Annotated in this window: 18 protein-coding genes and 1 pseudogene; 16 read left to right on the plus strand and 3 right to left on the minus strand. The window is 26.5% G+C overall.

Annotation, left to right across the window (positions count from 1 at the left end; genetic code table 11):
- Nucleotides 1-230 precede the first annotated feature (230 nt).
- Entirely contained in the window at nt 231-782 is a 552-nt protein-coding gene (locus tag ACI48P_RS07905; RefSeq protein ID WP_475214946.1) for a nucleotidyltransferase domain-containing protein, read from the plus strand.
- 56 nt (nt 783-838) lie between these two features.
- On the opposite strand, the gene ACI48P_RS07910 is transcribed toward ACI48P_RS07905, so the two are convergent.
- A complete protein-coding gene (locus tag ACI48P_RS07910) occupies nt 839-2,140 on the minus strand; it encodes a glycosyltransferase family 2 protein (RefSeq protein ID WP_475214947.1) in 1,302 nt (433 codons plus the stop codon).
- A gap of 337 nt (nt 2,141-2,477) precedes the next feature.
- Between ACI48P_RS07910 and ACI48P_RS07915 the strand changes: the two genes are divergently transcribed.
- From ACI48P_RS07915 to ACI48P_RS07980, 14 genes and pseudogenes are all read left to right on the plus strand, one after another.
- The gene (locus ACI48P_RS07915; RefSeq protein WP_475214948.1) at nt 2,478-2,990 is read left to right on the plus strand and encodes a hypothetical protein; all 513 of its coding nucleotides are present in this window, start codon (nt 2,478-2,480) and stop codon (nt 2,988-2,990) included.
- A gap of 193 nt (nt 2,991-3,183) precedes the next feature.
- The gene (locus tag ACI48P_RS07920) at nt 3,184-5,739 is read left to right on the plus strand and encodes a PEP/pyruvate-binding domain-containing protein (RefSeq protein WP_475214949.1); all 2,556 of its coding nucleotides are present in this window, start codon (nt 3,184-3,186) and stop codon (nt 5,737-5,739) included.
- Nucleotides 5,740-6,328: 589 nt separating this feature from the next.
- On the plus strand, nt 6,329-7,210 hold the full coding sequence (gene pepI, locus ACI48P_RS07925) for a proline iminopeptidase (protein WP_475214950.1): 882 nt from the start codon (nt 6,329-6,331) through the stop codon (nt 7,208-7,210).
- A 191-nt stretch (nt 7,211-7,401) separates the two neighbouring features.
- On the plus strand, nt 7,402-7,872 hold the full coding sequence (locus ACI48P_RS07930) for a ferritin family protein (RefSeq protein WP_475214951.1): 471 nt from the start codon (nt 7,402-7,404) through the stop codon (nt 7,870-7,872).
- A gap of 259 nt (nt 7,873-8,131) precedes the next feature.
- Nucleotides 8,132-8,212: pseudogene (locus ACI48P_RS07935) on the plus strand (ABC transporter ATP-binding protein); the annotation flags it as partial.
- A gap of 273 nt (nt 8,213-8,485) precedes the next feature.
- Nucleotides 8,486-8,899: a GNAT family N-acetyltransferase gene (locus tag ACI48P_RS07940; protein ID WP_475214952.1), complete on the plus strand. Its 414-nt coding sequence runs from the start codon at nt 8,486-8,488 to the stop codon at nt 8,897-8,899.
- 639 nt (nt 8,900-9,538) lie between these two features.
- On the plus strand, nt 9,539-9,751 hold the full coding sequence (locus tag ACI48P_RS07945; protein WP_475214953.1) for a hypothetical protein: 213 nt from the start codon (nt 9,539-9,541) through the stop codon (nt 9,749-9,751).
- Between the two features lie 218 nt (nt 9,752-9,969).
- Entirely contained in the window at nt 9,970-12,423 is a 2,454-nt protein-coding gene (locus tag ACI48P_RS07950) for an FtsX-like permease family protein (protein WP_475214954.1), read from the plus strand.
- A gap of 1 nt (nt 12,424) precedes the next feature.
- Nucleotides 12,425-13,153, plus strand: coding sequence for an ABC transporter ATP-binding protein (locus ACI48P_RS07955; protein WP_475214955.1), 729 nt, complete (start codon nt 12,425-12,427; stop codon nt 13,151-13,153).
- Nucleotides 13,154-13,329: 176 nt separating this feature from the next.
- Nucleotides 13,330-13,848 (plus strand): sigma-70 family RNA polymerase sigma factor, encoded by a 519-nt coding sequence (locus ACI48P_RS07960; protein ID WP_475214956.1) that lies wholly within the window; start codon nt 13,330-13,332, stop codon nt 13,846-13,848.
- 12 nt (nt 13,849-13,860) lie between these two features.
- Nucleotides 13,861-15,003 (plus strand): DUF4179 domain-containing protein, encoded by a 1,143-nt coding sequence (locus tag ACI48P_RS07965; RefSeq protein WP_475214957.1) that lies wholly within the window; start codon nt 13,861-13,863, stop codon nt 15,001-15,003.
- 164 nt (nt 15,004-15,167) lie between these two features.
- Nucleotides 15,168-15,845, plus strand: a complete 678-nt coding sequence (locus ACI48P_RS07970; RefSeq protein WP_475214958.1) for an ABC transporter ATP-binding protein — start codon at nt 15,168-15,170, stop codon at nt 15,843-15,845.
- Nucleotides 15,846-18,440 (plus strand): ABC transporter permease, encoded by a 2,595-nt coding sequence (locus ACI48P_RS07975; RefSeq protein WP_475214959.1) that lies wholly within the window; start codon nt 15,846-15,848, stop codon nt 18,438-18,440.
- A 246-nt stretch (nt 18,441-18,686) separates the two neighbouring features.
- Nucleotides 18,687-19,217, plus strand: a complete 531-nt coding sequence (locus ACI48P_RS07980; RefSeq protein WP_475214960.1) for a hypothetical protein — start codon at nt 18,687-18,689, stop codon at nt 19,215-19,217.
- Nucleotides 19,218-19,344: 127 nt separating this feature from the next.
- Here the strand turns inward: ACI48P_RS07980 and ACI48P_RS07985 are convergent, their stop codons facing one another.
- A complete protein-coding gene (locus ACI48P_RS07985; protein WP_475214961.1) occupies nt 19,345-19,782 on the minus strand; it encodes a hypothetical protein in 438 nt (145 codons plus the stop codon).
- Between the two features lie 166 nt (nt 19,783-19,948).
- Between ACI48P_RS07985 and ACI48P_RS07990 the strand changes: the two genes are divergently transcribed.
- The gene (locus ACI48P_RS07990) at nt 19,949-20,143 is read left to right on the plus strand and encodes a (2Fe-2S)-binding protein (protein ID WP_475214962.1); all 195 of its coding nucleotides are present in this window, start codon (nt 19,949-19,951) and stop codon (nt 20,141-20,143) included.
- 44 nt (nt 20,144-20,187) lie between these two features.
- Here the strand turns inward: ACI48P_RS07990 and ACI48P_RS07995 are convergent, their stop codons facing one another.
- Nucleotides 20,188-21,327, minus strand: a complete 1,140-nt coding sequence (locus ACI48P_RS07995) for a PucR family transcriptional regulator (RefSeq protein WP_475214963.1) — start codon at nt 21,325-21,327, stop codon at nt 20,188-20,190.
- Between the last annotated feature and the right edge of the window lie 144 nt (nt 21,328-21,471).

A 21,471-nucleotide genomic window follows, 5' to 3' on the forward strand; every position in this document is an offset into this window, starting at 1 on the left:
TTATCATAAGCTTATGAAATAATATACTCAAAAATACATTTTGAAGGGTGACAAAAGATGAAGGATTATTACTGCCCAAAATGCGGCTTAAAACTTGAAGTAATGGATAGCTGAGGATCTATAAGCTATTTTTGTACGGTGTGCAAAACATTAATATCTAGAAGTAAGATACTAACAAAGAAACAAATGGAAGAAATATTCGATTTAAATGAAGAGCAATAGGAGGCAAAATGGACTTTAATGTAGTAAAAAAAGTATCAAAAGTGTTAAATAATATAAATTGTAAATGGGCAATTGGAGGTTCTGTTTTATTAAATCAGTATAACTTAATAGAAGAACCAAATGATATAGATATTTTAATTGATCCAAATTATGCGAAAGAAATAAAAAGAAAAATGAATAAAATAGGTACCTACATTGAGTTAGAATCTAAGAAGCCTTTTTTAACAAAAGAGTTTTTTGGATATTTAGTAGATGATACAGTAATAGAGTTTCTAGGTGGTTTTAGTATAGATTTAGGAAATAACAAAATATACAATTATATACTAGATGAAGAATCTATTCATATTAAGAAAAATATTGATGAAGTAATAGTAAACTTTGCATCGCTAGAAGACTGGGTTGTAGCATACACAATTATGAATGATCCTAAAAATAGAATACCGATTCTTAATAATTACTTTAGAAATAATGGTATTGAAAATATTAAATTAGTAAATAGATACTTAAATCAAGATTTACCTGAAAAAACAAAAGAAAAAATAAAAGAAATTATTAGATAATATAATTATTTATTAGTAAAAAAAGGGAGCAAAAGCTCCTTTTTTTACTTCCAATTTTATTTCCAAGTTCTTTTAAATCTAAATAATTCTTGTACATAACCATACAAAGATACAGGACTCATTATTAATTGATATCCCAAAATAAAAAGTATAAGGCCTCTTTTGTTGGCTCTGACCTTAAGGCCTAATTTTTCAAAAACATGTTTTTTCTGATAACTAAAAAGAACATAAAAGCTTACACCTGTTAATGGAAGAACTAGTAAAGTCATAATACCTACGATAATATAGTTTTTGAAAAATAAAGCAAGTATAACACCTGTAGTCCAAAAAAAGGTATAGCTAAAATCAATATAAGGTAATAAGAAGTCCATACCTGTTGTAAACATGCTCATTATAGTCTTTTGCTTCCAAGGCTTAACCTCTCTTATTCCTTCAATCATTCCTCTAGCCCATCTAGACCTTTGTTTAATAAAATGACTAAGCTTAGTTGGTACATCAGTAAAAGCAACAGCAAATGGTTCGTAATAGACTTTATATCCTTTTTCAAGCATTTTCCAGGTTAGTACTATATCTTCACCTATAGAATCAGACCAACCTCCTATTTCTTTAACAATAGAAGTATCATAACTACTAAAGGCACCTTGAGCCACTAATGTAGATTGATACATACCTTGCATTCTTTTTATTCCCGCAATACTTAGAAAATAATCCCATTCTTGCATTCTAGCAAGAATTCCATCTCTACTATTACTTACAAGTACTGAGCCTGCAACAGCAGCAGTTATGTTGTTTTCTTTAGGAGTACTTAACATTCTACATATAAGATTGTTTATAGCATCTTTATGCAAGATAGTATCAGCATCTAAAGTTATAAAATATTCAGTAGTAATATGTTTAAGTCCAGAGTTTAAAGCATTAAATTTGCCTTGATTACTTTCTGTAATAATAACTAAGTCTAAATGGAACTCATTTTTAGCACGAATAACTTCAGAATATGTATTGTCATTTGAGTTATTATCTACAACTATAACTTTGATATTTCCATTGTAAACAAGTTTACTAACATAAGATAAAGTTCTATATATGCAATTTTCTTCATTATAGGCCGCTATTAATATTGTTACTTCATTAAAAGGATTATTGACTTTATACTCTGGTTGCCTATCAAGTAGTACACTAGTTATTAAAAAAGCATTTAAGAAACCTGGCACTGTAGTAATACCGCATATTATTAACCAAGAAAGTACATAGCTATTTGTTACAATATAAAGGTCATAAGCCCAGGGTAGAGCCAATAATAATGAAAAAATAGTCCAAGAAAATGATATAGCTATACTGATGTAAAATTTTACTCTCATTGGAATATATAATTTTTTATTTTTAGAGTTTTTATATCTAACTTTATCAATTATTTTATTAATACTATATCACCTCTTTAATTAATGAAGTTGTATCTGCCAATTTCAATAGATAATAGAATTATTATACTATAGTATATTATTCTAAAAATATTCATATGGTTCTATATCTTATAAAATTTTGTATAATTATAGGAATATTTTTTAATAAGTTATTAAACTAATATTTATAAAAAAATTAAAATGAGATAAATAATATGCCTTTATTGATAGTGAATAATAAGGAAGGTTAAAGAACAAAATATATATATAATTTTTAAAAAGAGAGGTATCAACTTTGAAGCGCATAATCTCAATATTACTTATATGTACTATAACACTTACTTGTAGTTTTATTAAATTTAACAATTATTCATTTGCAAACAATTTAGAACCAGCAAAGTATGAAAATGTAAAAGTTATAAAAGCCTACCTTAATGAAGCAGAAAAATTAAGCAAAAATCTTGATTTAATAGGAAAGCACGTAATGAGCGCTAAAGAAAATAATGATGAAAAGAAGCTAGATGAACATTTGAAAAATATAAATTACATTCAATCTCAATCTTTAAGCTTAAGTGATTCAATATATAAAGACTATAACTATTATAAAAGTCAAGGGATAGAAGATGTGTATGAAGTTTTACTTTCAATAATAGCAGTAATGTCAGATTATAATTTATCTCTACAAGAGCTAGGAGCTTATATACAATGTGAAAGTTTAGAAGATAAGTATATGAGGTTTAGTAACTTTGTTATAGTTCAATATAGAGGTGACACTATTTTAGAAGGAATAAATAAGTTTTTTAACTAAAATAGAATATATGAAAAATAGCTAGAAATTATTATTCTAGCTATTTTAATGTGGATAATTTTATGTATTTTCGATATTGATTTATTTGAATTTTCTGATAATTGAACGTATCTATGATATAATATATATATTAATTATTATAAAGATTTTATCTGTAATCATCCAAATAATAAAATCTGCAAGGAGGTATGTTATGGTAAGATACGACACAGTTAGTACGGGAATAAAAGGCCTTGATCAAGCGATTGATAACTTACGCCTAGGAGATAACGTAGTATGGCAGATCAATTCTATAGATGAGTATTGTTATGTAGTGGGTCCATATGTAGATCAAGCAAAAAAAGATAATAGAAAAATTGTATATATAAGATTTGGAGATCATAAGCCAGTAATAGAAGATATTAGTGGTGTAAAAATTTATCAACTAGATCCTTTTTTAGGCTTTGAAGAGTTTGCAACAACAGTTCATAGTATAATCGGGTTAGAGGGAGCTAGAAGTTTTTATGTATTTGACTGTTTAACATACTTACAGCAAAGTTGGTATTCAGACTTGATGACTACTAATTTTTTCAAAGTGACATGTCCATACCTTTATAAACTAGATACAGTTGCATACTTTGCGGTAATGAGAAACTCTCATACTTTTGAGACAGTTGCATCAATAAGAGAAATTACACAGTTGTATTTAGATATATATAATGTAGATAGTGAAATATATATACATCCATTAAAAGTATGTGAAAGATATTCTCCAACAATGTTTTTCCCACATAAGATAGTTGGAGATAAGGTAGAGTCAGTTACATCAAGTGCTGATGCAGCACAATTATTTTCACAGTTTAACTGGGGAAGTGAAAGACTGGGTTACTGGAGAAGAACTTTTAATAAGGCAAAAGAATCTTTAAATGCAGATTTTGAAACCAGAGAAAAAATGAAAAAACTTCTAATTAATATGTTAGTTGGTTCGAACTCTAAGATTTATGATATGTGTATGAAGTATTTTGATTTAGCTGATGTAGTACAAATAGCATCAAGAGAAATAGGAGCAGGGTTAATTGGTGGGAAAAGTATAGGAATGTTACTTGCTACGAGAATACTTACAAAAGTAGAGGATGCAAGAAATTATTTTAGTCCATTAATAGAACCTCATGACTCTTTTTATATAGGTGCTGATGTATTTTATTATTATATAGTTGATAATGGATTATGGGATTTAAGAACTAAGCAAAAAACAGATGAAGGTTATTTTAAATACGGACCAGAACTTAAAGAAAAGCTAGAATCAGGATATTTTTCAAGAGCTATAAAAGATCAGTTTATGCATATGATTGAATATTATGGTCAATCTCCAATTATTGTAAGATCTAGTTCATTATTAGAGGATAGCTTTGGTAATGCTTTTGCTGGTAAGTATGAAAGTGTATTTTGTGTAAATCAAGGTACACCAGAGCAAAGACTAGAAGCATTTGAAGAAGCAGTTCGAAAAGTATATGCTAGTACAATGAATGATGAGGCATTAAATTATAGAAAAATAAGAGGCCTTGATAAACGTGATGAGCAAATGGCAATCTTAGTTCAAAGGGTATCAGGGGATTATTATGGAGAATATTTCTTCCCACATGTTGCAGGTGTTGGCAACTCATCAAATTTATATGTGTGGAATAAAAAAGTGGATATGAATGCAGGAATGCTTCGACTAGTATTTGGCCTAGGGACTAGAGCAGTAGATAGGGTAAATGAAGACTATGCAAGAATAGTAACATTAGATGACCCTATGAGAGTGCCAGCTATGACTAGTGAAGATCCAAGTAAGTTTTCTCAGCATTATGTTGATTTATTGAACTTAAGAACAAATGAAGTAAGTACAGTTTATATTAATGATGCATTAAAAAATGATATAAAAGCAAATGTTAACTTGTTTGGAGTAAAAGATAAAGAAACAGAAAAAATGTTAAAACAAATTGGTAGAGACCCTAGTGCAGCACCTTTTATATTAGATTTCAAAACTCTATTAAAAAATACTAAGTACCCTGAAGTTATGAAGAAGGTTTTAGCTGTATTATCAAGAGAATATGAACATCCTGTAGATGTGGAATTTACAGCAAACTTTAATAAAGATGGCAACTTTAGATTTAATATAGTTCAGTGTAGACCTCTTCAAACTAGAGGATTAGGTAAGACAGTAGAACTTCCTAAGTTTAAAGATAAAAGTGAATGTATTTTCTCATCAATAGGAAACTTTATGGGAGGTAATGTAAGACTTCCAATAGATTATATTGTTTTTGTTTCTGCTAAAGAATATGTTAAGTTAAGTAGAAGTGAAAAGTTTTCTATAGCTAGACAGATAGGAATGATTAATAATTCGCTAAAAGAGAAAAATGCTATGCTTATGGGTCCTGGAAGATGGGGAAGTAGAAGTCCATCATTAGGTGTACCAGTTAGGTTTACAGAGCTTAGTAATATGTCTGTTATGTGTGAGGTAGCTTATAGTAGTGAAGGTCTAACACCTGAATTGTCTTATGGGAGTCACTTCTTCCAGGACTTAGTAGAGACAGGGATATTCTATGTAGCATTATTTGATAAAAAAGATGAAGTAGTATTTAATGAAAGTAAGTTATTGAATAATAAAAACATAGTAAGAGATATAGTAGACTCTGATGAAATAAATGAGGATGTAATTAAGGTATATGATACTAAGGGATTACAAATTTACTCAGATATAACTAGTCAGGTTGTAACATGTTCTTAAATAATTAACAACTTAATCACAGATTTAAAACAAATACATAATATAAATTAAGTATATTATGTATCTAAATACTTTTTTAGAATATATTTAAAAATTCTTACCAGATATAAATAACTATTCCCTCCATATTAATAAATACATCTATTAACTAGATGCAAGTCCAAATTAAGCTTCCTAATCTTAACGGTTAGGTGGTTTCTTTTTGTTAATAAAGAAATAAATAGAGTAAGTTCTTCACGCTTATATCTTAGCAAAAACATACATAAAATAATACGAAAAAATAATTCCTAGTAGATATTAATATGTTTTTACTAATTAGCCAATGAAAATTCGATAAATATGATTTAACATTATTCTTGGAATCTTAGGGATAGTATAAATAAACTATCTAAAAATATTAACGGTATTGTTTATTAATGGATTTTAAAGGAAAATAAGGGGGAGTTTTCTATGAGATTTTTAAGATTTATGTTATACTGTTTATGTAGTATAAAAAAATATACATATATATTAAACATATTTGACAAGAAATAAACAATATTAACTAGAAGTTAATATTATTTCTAATGACAAATTGGAGGGGTATAAAATGAAGATAACAGAAGGATATATGCCATTTGAAGGATTTCAAACTTATTACCGTATAGTAGGTGAGTCTAAAGAAGGTAAGAAGCCATTAGTACTACTTCACGGGGGACCAGGTTCTACACACAACTATTTTGAAGTATTAGATAAAGTTGCTGAAACTGGTAGACAAGTAATAATGTATGATCAAATAGGATGTGGAAATTCATTTGTTGAAGGACATCCAGAACTATTTAATGCTGATACATGGATAAAAGAACTTATAGAACTAAGAAAGCATCTTGGTCTTGATGAAGTGCATCTTTTAGGTCAATCTTGGGGAGGTATGCAAGCTATATGGTATGCTTTAGAATATAAACCTGAAGGTATAAAGTCTTATATTTTATCTTCTACACTTTCTTCTGCAAAACTTTGGGAACAAGAGCAAAAAAGAAGAATATCTTATATGAATGAAGAAGATCAAAAGGCTTTACTTGGTGCAGAAAAAACAGGAGATTATTCTAGCCAAGAATATGGTGATGCATTAGGTAGATTTATGGATATGTACTGTGCAGGTGCGGTTACAGAAAATGATCCTGAATGTTTAAGACGACCTAAAAAATCAGGAAGTGAAGCATATGTAGTTGGATGGGGACATAATGAGTTTTCTCCTACAGGAACTTTAGCTGGATATGAGTTTACAGATAGATTACATGAAATAACAGAGCCATGTTTAATAACAAGTGGAGCTATAGATTTATCTTCACCATTTATATCAAAGACAATGTATGATAGAATTCCTAACAGCCAGTGGGAATTATTCCAATATTCAAGACATATGCCTTTTGTTGAAGAGACTGAAAAGTATATTGAGGTATTAAATAATTGGTTAGATAAAAACGATTAATGATTAAACCTGTTGGACAGTAATATGTTCTACAGTTTTTTTACTTGTAAGAGAATGATTACTATAAATTAGTCTTTTGTCGTAGAAAAGTAGAATATTAGATTTAAGTCTATTTAATATAAAAGTATGTAACAAAATTTGTTAAAACTTAGTAATATATAATGAAGTATATATTATTAGGGAGGACAGATATGTTTAATTACAACTATAATTACCCAACACCTCAGGGGTTTATTAATTCAGTTAATCTTATAGAACAATCCGTTGAAGGGGAAAAATACGACGCATTATTTTATGAATGGTTAATAAATAATATTCCAACAGAAGGGTTAAAATCTGAACAAGTAAAAAGCATAAAAGACACTATAATATCTATCAAAGAGGATGAAATGTCTCACAATAAAGCTTTTAAGAAAATGTATAAAAGACTGACAGGAAAAGAGGCTACTCCAGAAAATAAGGAATTTGTAGCTCCAGCTAGTTTTATAGATGGAATAATTATGGCTTTAAATGGCGAATTAAATGCAGTAAAAAGATATCGTGAAATAATGGAAGGTATGCCTAATATAGCTTATAGAGATATGGTATTTAATATATTAAGCGATGAGTTAAGACATGGAAGTTTGTACAATTATATATATACAACAGTTTTAAATGATTAAGATAAAACAACTGATATCTTTATAAAAAGTTAGCAGTAATAATAGTTTTATTTTAATATTGAAATATAAATTAGAGTAATTAAAAAGCAAAATGCTAGGTTTTAATAACGTTAAAACCTAGCATTTTATTATTTTAAATGCTATTTTAAAGTTAATTAAATATGACTTATATAATTTATTACTCCATAGGTTTATAGATGATTGCTATAATTAAACTAGAGCTTTAGTAATTATTACAGAATAGAAAGATATTAGGATTAGAGTTGCAATAGCAAGAGCATTAGCTAATAAGCCTGAAATAATATTTGCAGATGAGCCAAATGGAAATTTAGATAATAAATAGTATATACAAAAGTAATAATTAGCAATCTTAATATTAAGAAGTTAATGTAGGTAAAGATACTCATATTTTTTATATAAATACAATAGTATTAGTAGAAGACTATAAATGTTAGAAATTAATACAAAAAGATTAAAAATAATAGCATTAAATAAACATAATCTAGAACTTTCTATAACAAATTTTAATGAAATGGAGAGGGTATTGTAAGTCATAAAATGTAAAGAAGAAATTTGTAAGTGTTTAATCTTTATAAAAGAGAGGAAAATTTATATGGAGTTTAAAGTTACTGACAAAATTACAAAAGAGGATGAAGATACTATTTTAAAAGAGTTAATAGATTACAATCTAGAAAGAATAGAAGATAAAAATCCAAGGGATTTAGGAATTTATTTACAAGATGAATCAGGTAAAATAGTTGCTGGTCTAATTGGAAACACACATGGTAATTGGTTATTCATAAAGTTTTTATGGGTAAGTGAAGAATTGAGAGGTAAAAATATAGGAAGTAATATTTTAATACAGGCAGAAAAAACAGCAAAAGAACGAGGTTGCAAGTACTCATTTTTAGATACCTTTAGCTTTCAAGCACCTGTATTTTATAAAAAGCATGGATATAAGGAAGTTTTTACATTAGAAAATTATCCTATAGTAGGAAAGAGGCATTATTTCACAAAAACTTTTTAAAATTTAGATAGAGGATTGATAGAGTTAGGTTAGTCAACTTAGTCAGCTAGTAAAAGAGAAGTATTTGAAGAAACTGGTGTAATAGTATAATACTTAAAGCTAATCGGTATATTTTCAGGGAAGAAAGATAATTATATAAAATTAAAAAGTGCTGAAAGATAATAGTAACTGAATTCTTAGAATTTGAAAACTAAGGCTCAAGGGGGAAATTATGAAGATATTGTTAAATGGCATATATTTATATGGAATATTTGTAGTAGCTATAATCTGTATCGCCGTTATGATGTCTAAAGAAAAATAATAACTTAACTTTTTTTGTAATTTAAATGGTTTACTTAGAAAAAAATTTTTATAAAACATTAATAATAGCAGGTGAAATGAGTATGTTTGCATATCAAATAGTAAAAAATATTGATACTAGTAAAAAGAATATAAACTTATAGTGTAAAGAAGGTTAATAGTTTATAATTTATTATATAACATAAAAATACTATTATAAAAAATAAAGGAAGTGTATAAATGATTGTAAACATAAGTAATCCTGCTAAGGATGAATTAAATAAAATGTTTGATGCTTATAACATTAGTAACAAATCTATTAGAATATATATGAAAGAAATAAGTGCTTGATATGGTCCAATGTTTAGTTTGGCTCTGGATGAGGCAACAGATAATGATGTAACTTATGAATCTGATGATTATACTATTATTTTAAACAAAGATTTATCTGACAAAATAAATGTAATTAACATTTACTACAAATCAGCTTTATCTTCAGATATATTTAGAGTATCTACAGATTTAGTTTGGAAAGAAGAATATTATGGTCTACCTTGGGCAAAACCTTGGTAGCAAAAAAAGGTTGTCTTTATTGACAGCCTTTTTTGTATTTCTTAAATATAAAAAAAGAACTTCATATTTAAGAAATATTAGTGAAATTATATACTTTACTAGACTTTTACTACAAGATTTTCTACAATTCTATTGTATAGGTAAAAAAAGGAAACAAAGGGGGAGTGAAGCTAAATTACTATTACACAACAAATATATATAAAAGAAGGTAGAAAATTATGAACATGAAAAAATTATTCAATATAATATTTTTATGTGGAATTTTTTTATGGATAATTCCATCAGCAAGTTTTACTAATGTAGATAAAAAATTAGTAATATTCTACACAGGGTTTAACTTAATAATTTCTGTATTATATTTATTAGAATTTTTAAAGGTAATTAAAAATAAAAGAAATATGCTGTATGAGTCTATATTAGTATATTTATCATTTGTAGGGAGTTTAGTAGCGCATGTGGTAACCTATGTAATATTACTTGTTTATGGTTATGAGTCAAATTTTGTAATTATACCATGGGTACTTATTCTTAGGGGGCTAGTTGCTTTTTCAGTATTTCTTTTCCAGCATATTTATTATGAAGATGGAAGTTTAGTTAAAGAGACTGATAATGATGAAGAAATTTTTGAAGATAATGTTAAATTTGTAGAATTAGAAGATGAAATTAAAACTGATAGTGAAATAAAAATTAAAAAAAATAATAAGTGGGTTTATAAGATTTTATTAAGGGATTTTAAAGCTCATATTAAAAATTATATAGTTTTTATAATAAGTGCAGTATTAACGGTAACATATGTTTATGGTTTTTTAGGAAACCTTTTCGTAGTTCATAGTATCCAACAAACACATACTTTAAACCTTGGTGAAGGAATTACGGTTGTAGTACTTAACGCCTTAGTAGTTATTACAATTGTAAATATTTTAATTCAATTTTATGCGTTAAAAAACTACATTCAAAATAGAATGAATGACTTTAAGACATTAGTTCTTTTGGGGATGAAGAAAAGAGAAATATACAAAAGTATGGGATTTATATTAGGAATAAGCTTATTTATTTCTTATTTTATTGGTGCTATCTTAGGAAACATTATGATTATTATATTTAGGAAAGTATATAGTATTTATCTAGAAAACCTAATAATTCCTATGCCTAATATTATAATGATAACTATTATATCTTTTGTTTTATGTGTATTAGTTTTAGGTTTTATAATGGCAATAGTTCAAGAAATGGCTATTGAAACTAGTATGTTAAATATTTCAAATTCTGATATGGAAGAAAAAACTCCTAAGGCAAATAAGCTATTTTTACTATTACCAATTACTATTATATTTTTACTATTATTATACTCAGATCCTCATAGAGCAGAATCCATATATATAATTTATCCTTGGATTTTAGTAGCGATGGTAACAATATATTATGGAGCAGGTTATATAATTAGAAAGATAAAAAGCAAAAGAACACATTATCTAAACAACATTTTAACTTATAACCTTATAATGTATAAACCTAAAAGTTATTTAAAAAACTCATTAGTGTTATATTCACTAATATTTGTAATGTTTTTAACTTATATTTTCCAAATAGCAACTTTATTTCCTTTAGATACAGAAGGGCTTTATCCTTATGATTATATATGCTTAGCATATGATAAGGATAAAAGTGAGCTTGAAAATTTAGAAGAAAAATTTGATGTTGATAGTAAACTATATGAAGTATTAAGAGTAACAGTACCTGGAGGTGAAGATGGAGGATATGGTTATCATTATAAAACATTACCTATAGGTCATCATCTTGGAATTTCAGAAAGTACTTATAAAGAATTGACTGGAGAAACACTTAATTTAAAGAATAAAGATATATATATTTTATATCAAGAAGATAAATCAAATAAGGCTCACCCACTAGATTTTTATGTAAAAAGATCAAAGCCAAGTATTAGAATAGGTGAACCTAGGCTGTATGGACCAGGGGAGAGAAAAATTATTTTTGATTTTGATTATAATTTGGTTGGCGAAAAAAGAGAAATACTATTAGGACGATTATCTAATATAATGTATGAAAATATAGTAGTATTCTCAGATGAATACTTTAGTAATGAACATAAAAATACAGATGGTATAAAGTGGTTAATGACTGTAAATAGTAATACTAATAATGACGAAAAATTAGATGCTTATTTTGATAATTACTTAGAAACACATAATGATGAAAAAATAGTAGATGGGCATGTACAGTCTGTATATATTGGTAAAGATTTAGAAGAAGCTTTCCAAGGAGAGAAGATCTTTACTTTGATTATTAATATTTCTGTTTTAATTACCTTTGCTATTGCAAGTATAATTATAGTATTTGTTCACGTTTTTGGAAATATAGATTACTACAAAAATCGTTATGAGTTATTAGGATTTTTAGGAGAAAAGAAAAAGAAATCTGATTCTATAATAAAGAAAGAAGTAAGAACTTTTGTTACTGTACCATGTGCATTAGCAATATTAACATCACTAGTATTTATAATAATGAATATTTCAATGCGTGGATTTAATTATGTTGAGATTATTACATGTGCTAAAGTATATATAATTATTACATTAGTATTTTTAATATTATTAAGTATTTCAACTTTTACAATATCTCGTTTATTAATTAAGCAGATTGGGGGTAAGTAATATGGAAATTTTAAAAGTAGTGGACTTAAAAAAATCCTATGGAGAAGTTGAGGTTTTAAAAGGGATAACTTTTAGTGTTAATCAAGGTGAACGTATAGCTATAATGGGGAATTCTGGTTGTGGAAAAACTACTCTATTAAAAATAATTGGTTTAATAGAAGAAGCAAGTGAAGGTAATGTTTATTATAAGGGGCAAAACCAAGAAGAAATGTACAGTGACGAAGTTTCAGATATAAGGCTTAAGGATATAGGTTTTGTATTTCAAGAATTTCGCTTACTAGATAGCCTTACTGTACAAGAAAATATAATGCTTCCTATGATAATAGATAGAGAAGAAGAAGAGACTATGTTTGAAAAATGTAACTACTATTCAGAAAAAGTAGGTATAAAACATATACTAAATAAAAAGCCATCAAAAATATCAGGTGGAGAAAAACAAAGAACAGCAATATGCAGAGCTTTAATAAATGAACCAAGTGTTATATTTGCGGATGAGCCAACAGGAAATCTAGATTCAAAAACAGGAAAGATGATAGTAGATATTTTAGTTAATGCAAATGTTGAGCTTAATAAAACATTAATAATGGTAACACATGATCCACTTATAGCTAGTTATTGTAATAGAATAATATGGTTAAAGGATGGATTAATAGCAGAAGAAATAAGAAGCGATAATAGTGAAAAGCTATATATAGAAATAATCGAAAAGATGAAAAAGCTATATAAATAAAATTATAATTATACAGAAGTATTTGATTATATGGTAAATAAAGGGCAACTAATCTAGATTATAAATATCTAATTAGTTGCTTTTTAAAATTTATAAAAAAATTTTATATAATTGCCAGTTTTTTGTGCTAAAATTCGTATTAACTGTTGTAAAAGCTTTTACAGGGAGGTATAAATTTGAAAGATAAAATCATAGTAAAATATATTAAAAAGTGTAATCCAAAGGGGATGGAGTTATTAATAGATAATTATAACGGATTATTAACCTCCATAATTAGAACACATCTTAACCCACTACAAAATTATGAAGAAGAATGTATAAGTGATGTATTATTACTTATTTGGGAAAATATAGAAGGGTTTAATTCTAAGGAAAGCTCCTTTAAAAACTGGATTTGTGCAATAGCTAAGTATAAAGCAATAGATTATAAAAGGAAGTATATTCACAAAGTAAATCTTGAGTTAGACAATGATTTATTTTATGTAGATGAAAACTTAGCAAAACTTGAGATCGAAGAAGAGATTAATGAAATGTTAAGCTTTCTTAATGATAAAGATAAGGAACTTTTCACTAGATACTATTTAAATGGAGACAAGTTAGAAGAAATAGCTAGTGATAACAATACCAATGTAACTAACTTACATAGTAGGCTTTCTAGAGGAAGAAAAAAGATTAGAAATAGTATTTTAAAATAGGAGAGTGAGATTATGATAGATAAGTTTAAAGTTTTTAATAAAGTAAAAATAGATACAGATAAGTATAAAGAAATAAATAATGATAATGATGAAGATCTAAAAATAAAAATGAAAGAACGATTATATTCTTCTGAGCGAATGAAGAATAAAAGAAAGAAAAGAAATGTTATAATTACAACTGCTGCATCTATAAGTGTAATAATGTTAGGGGTAGGAATTATGAACCCTTCTTTAGCTGACAATATAATAAAAAATATATCAGAGTTTCAAAGTATGCTAGATAAAATAAATGAGTCAATAAAAGAGGATACTCAAGCAGAATATAACCCCAAAAATTATCCTGAAAGGGAAGAAGAAAAAGAAGAGATTAAAAAGAATAAATTAATAGCAACGCCTATAAATGTATCTAGTAAGAGTAATGGTCTTGAGATTACTATAGATAAGGCAATGTATGATAAAAAGAAGCTATACTTAGATATGACATTAAAAACTGACAAGCCTTTTGAGGATACAGACTTTATAAATGCTGTTTCAGACTCTCCATATGGTGATGGTCAGAAAAATATGTACATAGAGGATTTAAAGCTTCTTATTAATGGAGTAGAGCCAATTAGTTATGGATACGGGCCGGGAGTGGTTGAATTTGTTGATGAGCATACTGTAAACTTAAGTTATTTATTAGAGTTGAATGTAGATAATGATATTGAAGAAGCTAACTTTAATATAGGATTTAGTATACCAAGATATAAAAATCAAGTGTTCAAAGGAAAAATTGATGGAGAATGGTATTTTAATTTTGATATAGCTGCAATGGATGATGGTAAGAAGCATTTTGATATTAATAAAAAAGATGGAGATTATACTTTGTTAAGTATAGATGTTACTAATACTTATGTTGAGGTATTTATGGAGCTTCCTGTTAAGCCTTCTTTAGGTAATCCTCATAATAATTTTATTATTGTTAAAGATGATAAAGGTAGGGAGCTAAGAATGTCTACTGGTATAGATGGTAGTGATGGAATTAGTAACCAAATATATGAACTAGAGAGTATTGGACAAGAGATTAAGTATGTCGATATCTTTGTAATTGAAAGTTATATGGATATTGAAGATACTTCTAAGTATTTATCAAGTTTTAGAGTAAATATAGAATAAGATATAATTAATTAAAAAATTAGCTATATATGGTGAGGGTTAGATAAAATATCTAACTCTTTTTTTATACAACTAATGTGACTAAACTGTCACAATATTATTCACATTGTAGTCACATTACTAACCTAGAATAAGAGTATAAACTATTCAATATGGAGGGAATTATGGAAATCGTAAAAGTAAAAAATCTATGCAAAAGCTATGGAAAAGATGAGACAAAAGTAGATGCTCTAAAAAACATAGACCTAACAATAAATAAAGGTGAATTTGTAGCAATAGTTGGACCTAGTGGAAGTGGAAAAAGTACTCTTCTACACTTACTAGGAGGTGTAGATTCTCCAACAAGCGGTGAAGTTTACATTAACGATATAAATATATACAATCTAAAAATAAAGGATCTAGCAATATTTAGAAGAAGAAATGTAGGGATTGTATATCAGTTTTATAATTTAATACCTGTATTAAGTGTAAAAGAGAATATACTACTTCCAGCAGAACTAGATGGTAGAAAAATAGAAAAAGAATATCTAGATGACCTACTAAATACATTAGGTCTAAAAGAAAGAGAAGACCATCTTCCAAATGAGTTAAGTGGAGGTCAACAACAAAGGACTTCTATAGGTAGATCACTAATAAATAGACCTGCGATAGTACTTGCTGATGAACCTACAGGAAATTTAGATAGTAAAAACTCAAAGGAAATAATTGAGCTTTTAAAATTATCAGTAAAGAAGTATAACCAAACATTAATAATGATAACTCACGATGAAAACATTGCAAGTCAAGCTGACAGAGTTATTACAATAAAAGATGGAATGATTAAAAGTGATGAGGTGATATAAATGAATTTATACACATCTTTAACACTTAAATATCTTAAGGAAAATAAAAGAAGAACAATAATAACTATTATAGGTGTAATATTATCAACGGCACTTATTTGTGGTATAGGAAACATATTTGAAAGCTTAATGGACTCTCAAATAAGAGAAACAGCTAAGCGTAAAGGTAGTTACCATGTATCTTTCAATTATGTTGAAAAAGAAAACTTAAAATATATTGAACAAAATGCTGACGTAAAAGAAAGCGGATTAAGTAGTTTGTTAGGAAGTGCTATGATAGATAAAGAAAATGGCAAGCTCCTAACAGTAAAAGAATATGATGAAAATGCTTTTAAAGGTTTTTTAATAGAATTAAAAGAAGGTAGATTACCTACTAATAATAGTGAAATAGTTTTAAGTGAAGATAGTTTAGTAAACTTTGAAAAAGATATTAAAATAGGGGACACTATAAAATTAGACATAGGTGATAGAACTTTTCCAGATGGACAGATAGTTAATGGAGCAAGTGTAGAAGAAGATGAAACTATTAAAAATACAAAAGAATATGCTTTTAAAGTAGTTGGGATAGCTAAAAAGCCAGGATTTGAATATGGTAAAAGTGTTACTACTGGATTCACTTATCTTAATATAAATGATAAGTTACCTTTTGACACTGTAAACATTGGATGTATTATGAAAGACCCTAAGACAGTTTATAATAATTCATCAAAAATTGCTGGGTCTGCAAAAGTTAAAAATATAGAATCAAATATTGAAACAGAACCTGGAATATATTATAACAATCACTTACTAAACTTAATTGGTGGAAGTAAATATAAACATATTAGCTCTTCAATAATATCTATTATAACTTTAGTTACTTCAATAGTAGTAATATGTACTATATCTACTATTTACAATACTTTTAGTATATCAATAGTTGAGCGTAAAAAGCAGTTTGGTGTACTAAGCTCAATAGGAGCAACTAAAAGCCAAATAATTAAAATGGTTGTAACTGAAGGGGTAATAGTTAGTTTAATAGGTGTTCCTATAGGATTATTATGTGGTACCGTTGCCATAGATGTACTTTTTAAAGTAATAAAAAAATTCTTTGAAAATTCATTTATTGCAGACTTAAACCTTCAAGTAATATATTCTCCTAAAATTATAATACTTAGTACAATAATAGTATTATTTACAATATTTATTGCAGTAATGATACCTGCTGTAAAAGCAGCAAAAATATCACCTCTTGAGGCAATTAGAAACACTGGTGATTTTAAGTTTAAAAAAGTTAAAGACTCTAAATTAGTTAAAGCTATATTTAAAACAGAAGGTGTACTTGCATATAAAAATATTAAGAGAAATAGAAAAAGATACAGAAGTATAATTCTTTCAATGATAGTTAGTATAGTAATATTTATTTCATTTAGTGGATTTATGAAAGTAATGTTAAAGGCTCAATCAATTAGAAGTGAGGAAATGAACTATAATGTTTATATGTCATCAATCTCAAGTTCTAAAAATAAAAAGTATACTAATATAAGAGATGAAATAAGTAAGTTAGATGGTGTAAATAATTTTGCTGAAGATAGCATGAATTTACCAACATACTTAAGTATTAACATGAAAGACAGTGATTTAAATAATAAACTGAAAAATAATGAAAAGGAATTATTCAAAGATCAGTTTGATGAAGAAAAAATAGGAAATGATTTTGTTTACAATACAAAAAATAACGTAATAAACTTCCCTGGTGAAGAGTTTATAAGTAGTATTACTCTTAATGAAGGTAATTTTAATAAAGATGATGCAATAAAAGATAATGGAGTGATATTAATAAATAAGATTTCATATTCAGCTCCTGGGAAAAAGGGAGAAGCAACTCTAACAAAATATAAAGTTGGAGATATAATTAAAGTTAGTGTTGAAAATAGCTTTGGAGAAAAAATAGGTGACTATAATCTTAAGATAATGGGAATAACTGATGAAAAACTTTTAGGTTATGGTTCATATAGACAATGGGGATTAGATTTTATAACATACGATGAGGTTGCTAAAAATATAGGAGTTGAGCTTGAAAAGGATACATTATATATTGATGTAGATAACGAAACTTCAATACAAAAAATCGAAGAACTTTCTGAGAAATATGAATGGAACTTCTACGATGAAAGAAAAGGTGCTGAAGAATTAAGACAGACATATCTTGTGATGCAAATATTTGTATACGGATTTTTAATAGTAATATCTCTAGTAAGTACAACAAATATTATAAATACAATTAGTACAAATATAAGCTTAAGAAAAAGAGAGTTAGCTATTATTAAATCTATAGGCGTAACTCCACAAGGCTTTAATAGAATGGTTTACTTAGAAAGTATTTTATATGGAACTATTTCTTTATTGTATGGAGTCCCCATAGGTGTAGGAGTAAGTATTCTAATGAATAAAATTGTAGGAGAAGTTATTTCTTTTGGAACAATACTACCTTGGGAAGCTGTTATTGTTTCAATAGTTGCTGTTTATTCTATAACATTATTATCAGCTATGATTCCTATGAAGAAGCTTAATAAAGAAAATATAATAGAAAATATAAGACAAGAAAGTATTTAATATAAATTATTATTTAAAAATAACTTTTAGAATCAAATGTTAAATATAACATTATTCACATTATATAGTACTGTAAAAGCCTAAAACTAAACTGTTTTAGGCTTTTTAATATGTTACATGAGTTATACATAAATAGTGAACTGGTAAAATTATTTCATTATACAATAAATATGACAAAAAACTACAAAATAATTCATAAATGTGATAAAATTATACTCTATGCTTAAAAACGAAAGGATGTATAATATGCAAGCCATAAGAATAAAACCAGAAGAATTTAAATTAACTAATTTTATAGAATATATAAGTGATAACCAAGAAGAATTACTTTATGAATATCCAAAAGAAATATCAAGAGTAAGTTTAGTAGATAAAGATTACTTAGATGTAATATTATTTGATGAAGATTATGAAGACGTAAATAGTCCAGAGGACTATGCTAATTTATTGTTAGATGAAGAATACGGATTATTATTAACTATAGGTAAAACAAATGAAAATTTAGATAAATTAGATTTTATAAATGGAAAAAAATATAGTTTAAGTCATTATGCTGATGATATTTATCAAGACAATGTTTTAAAGGATATTGGTGACTTGATGTTAGATATGAGTCACTTAGTAAGTATACTTATTGATATAGATGACTCGGAAATAGTTATATCCCTAGTTAACTTTGAACATGGTGGACAAATATCCCAACCAAGATTACTAGAAGTTGATGAAAGTGGAGACTTTGAAGATATTGTCAAGGCATTAGTTCAAAATTTTATGTAAGAGTTTAGAGAAATCATATAATTAAAGAAATAGAAAATAGTTGTTTAGTTTAGAAAATATTGTTAAACACTTTGAAACCTTAAATCCACGTCAGAAATGACGTGGATTTTTATAATGTAATAATATATTACTTTAGACCTAAATAATGAAGCATATCAGTAATCCCATACATTTCATCATACTTAGAATAATAATCCTTAAATACATCATCTATGCTAGAGTCTTTATATACTTCAAATTCTACTCCTTTGTATTCTGCTTTAATACATTTTACAGAAGTGGTATCAAAGTAATTTTTTAGTCTTTTTATGTAATCTTTAATATCTTCATCAGGTAAAACTGAAAGGTCTTCAATATTTTTTGCAAGTATGAAAGCCGAATCATTTACTTCATCTAAAGATATATTTTCCATTAATTGATTTTTTAAAAGCTCTAATTTTTCAGGGGCTAAATCTAAATCATCTAAGTCTTGGCCATTTAAAAGTTCTTGTATTTTATCTAATATCATAGCATCATTAAATGCAAATTTATTAGAGTTGTTGTTTTTTGATAATTCATTTTTCATTTAAAATCTCCTAATTATAAGTAATTATTTTTATTATATCAAAAACTTATAATTTAAATAAGATTATAGTAAAAAATAACTAAAACTTAGTATTATATATTATAAGTTTAAAAGTATATTTACTTGGTATATATATAAATATTACTAGCAATAGGAGGTACTATATATGAGTAATGATAACAGAGTATGTGGTTGCTTTAATGTAACAGTTGAAGATATAGTAAAAGCAAAAGAAAAGGGATGTAGAAGTGTAGGAGAAATAGTAAAAGAAACTCATGCTGGACAAGCTTGTGGAAGATGCAAACCTAAGGCAGAGTTAACTATTTTAAAGGTACTTTTAAACAGATTATATATAAAATAAGGTATTTACTTAATAAAAGTTAATAAATAAATATAAAAAGGATATTAATTAATATCCTTTTTATATATTTTATGTAATTTTACAGCCAATGATATCCTTTCATAAAACTCCACTAAATTATCATCTAAATTTAGTATAGCTTTAATTTTTAAAATTCTATATCTTATTGTATTTTCATGTTGGAATAAAATATTAGAACAGGATTTATAATCACTACCACATTCTATAAAGGTAATTAATGTATGCAATAAATCTTTTTTGTACTTAAGATCATATGCAATAATAGGGTCTATGGTGTCATGATAAAAGTTTTTTGCTTCAGAAGTGTGCTTAAAAGCATGCAATAAAGGCATAATACCAAGATTATTATAATATACAACATCTTCATTAGTAAAATTAATTGAAGTTGCGCAAATTACTGCTTGATTAATAGCATCTTTAGCATCTACAAGATTTTTAAAATTATTACTAACCCCTATAATACAATCTTTTGAGTTGTTTCTTATAGTTTCTATAAAATAAGAAAGTAAAGAATCTATATTAGTAGAATTGGTATCAAAATAACTTAATATAAAAATATATCCATTTTTATATGGAATACATATATTTTCTTTATTTATATTCAGTATTGATAATAAATTATTATTTATCTCTTTAGCATGAAAATATAATACCGTTGTATAATCATAAAAATGTGGATTTATAGAGTTAAGAATTTTCTTTGTTTCTATTAAACTATTAGAATTAATTAAATCAGCAAGTAATAATTCATGCATCTGAAAATCTTTATTTTTATATATAAGGTAGGAAATATCTCTTATAATATCCCCATAAGATACACTATAATCCATAGTTATTACTGGGAAATTAATTTTATTACAATGATGAATCAAATCCTGAGTAAAAAAATCTAAATATTCGTTAGTTATACATAAACCACTACTATTACAAGACTTTAAAAAGTTAATAGCATAAATTGAATACTCAAGGCTTTCTTTAAAAGCAAAAAAATTAGTAATAAAAAAATCCCCCTCTTTTAATACTAATCTATCTCTTTGTTCATGAATAGGACAATCAAATACTGAAACTCTGTTTATAGTATTGTTTAATCCATTTTTGCCAGCTATTAAGTTACTATCTTTAAAAATATCAAGCTTCAATATATCTCTTACTAATATTCCCATTAGAAATTCCCCCATAGTATTTTGTTTATTTTTATTTTAACAAAAAAAGGTAATTAAAAAAAGTGTTTATAAAAATTTTAAAAGTCTGATTAAATGTTTGTAAATTTTACAAATATATCTTCTTCTTAAAAAAGTAAAATTATA

It is taken from the genome of Romboutsia sp. LXY-2 (assembly GCF_056171995.1).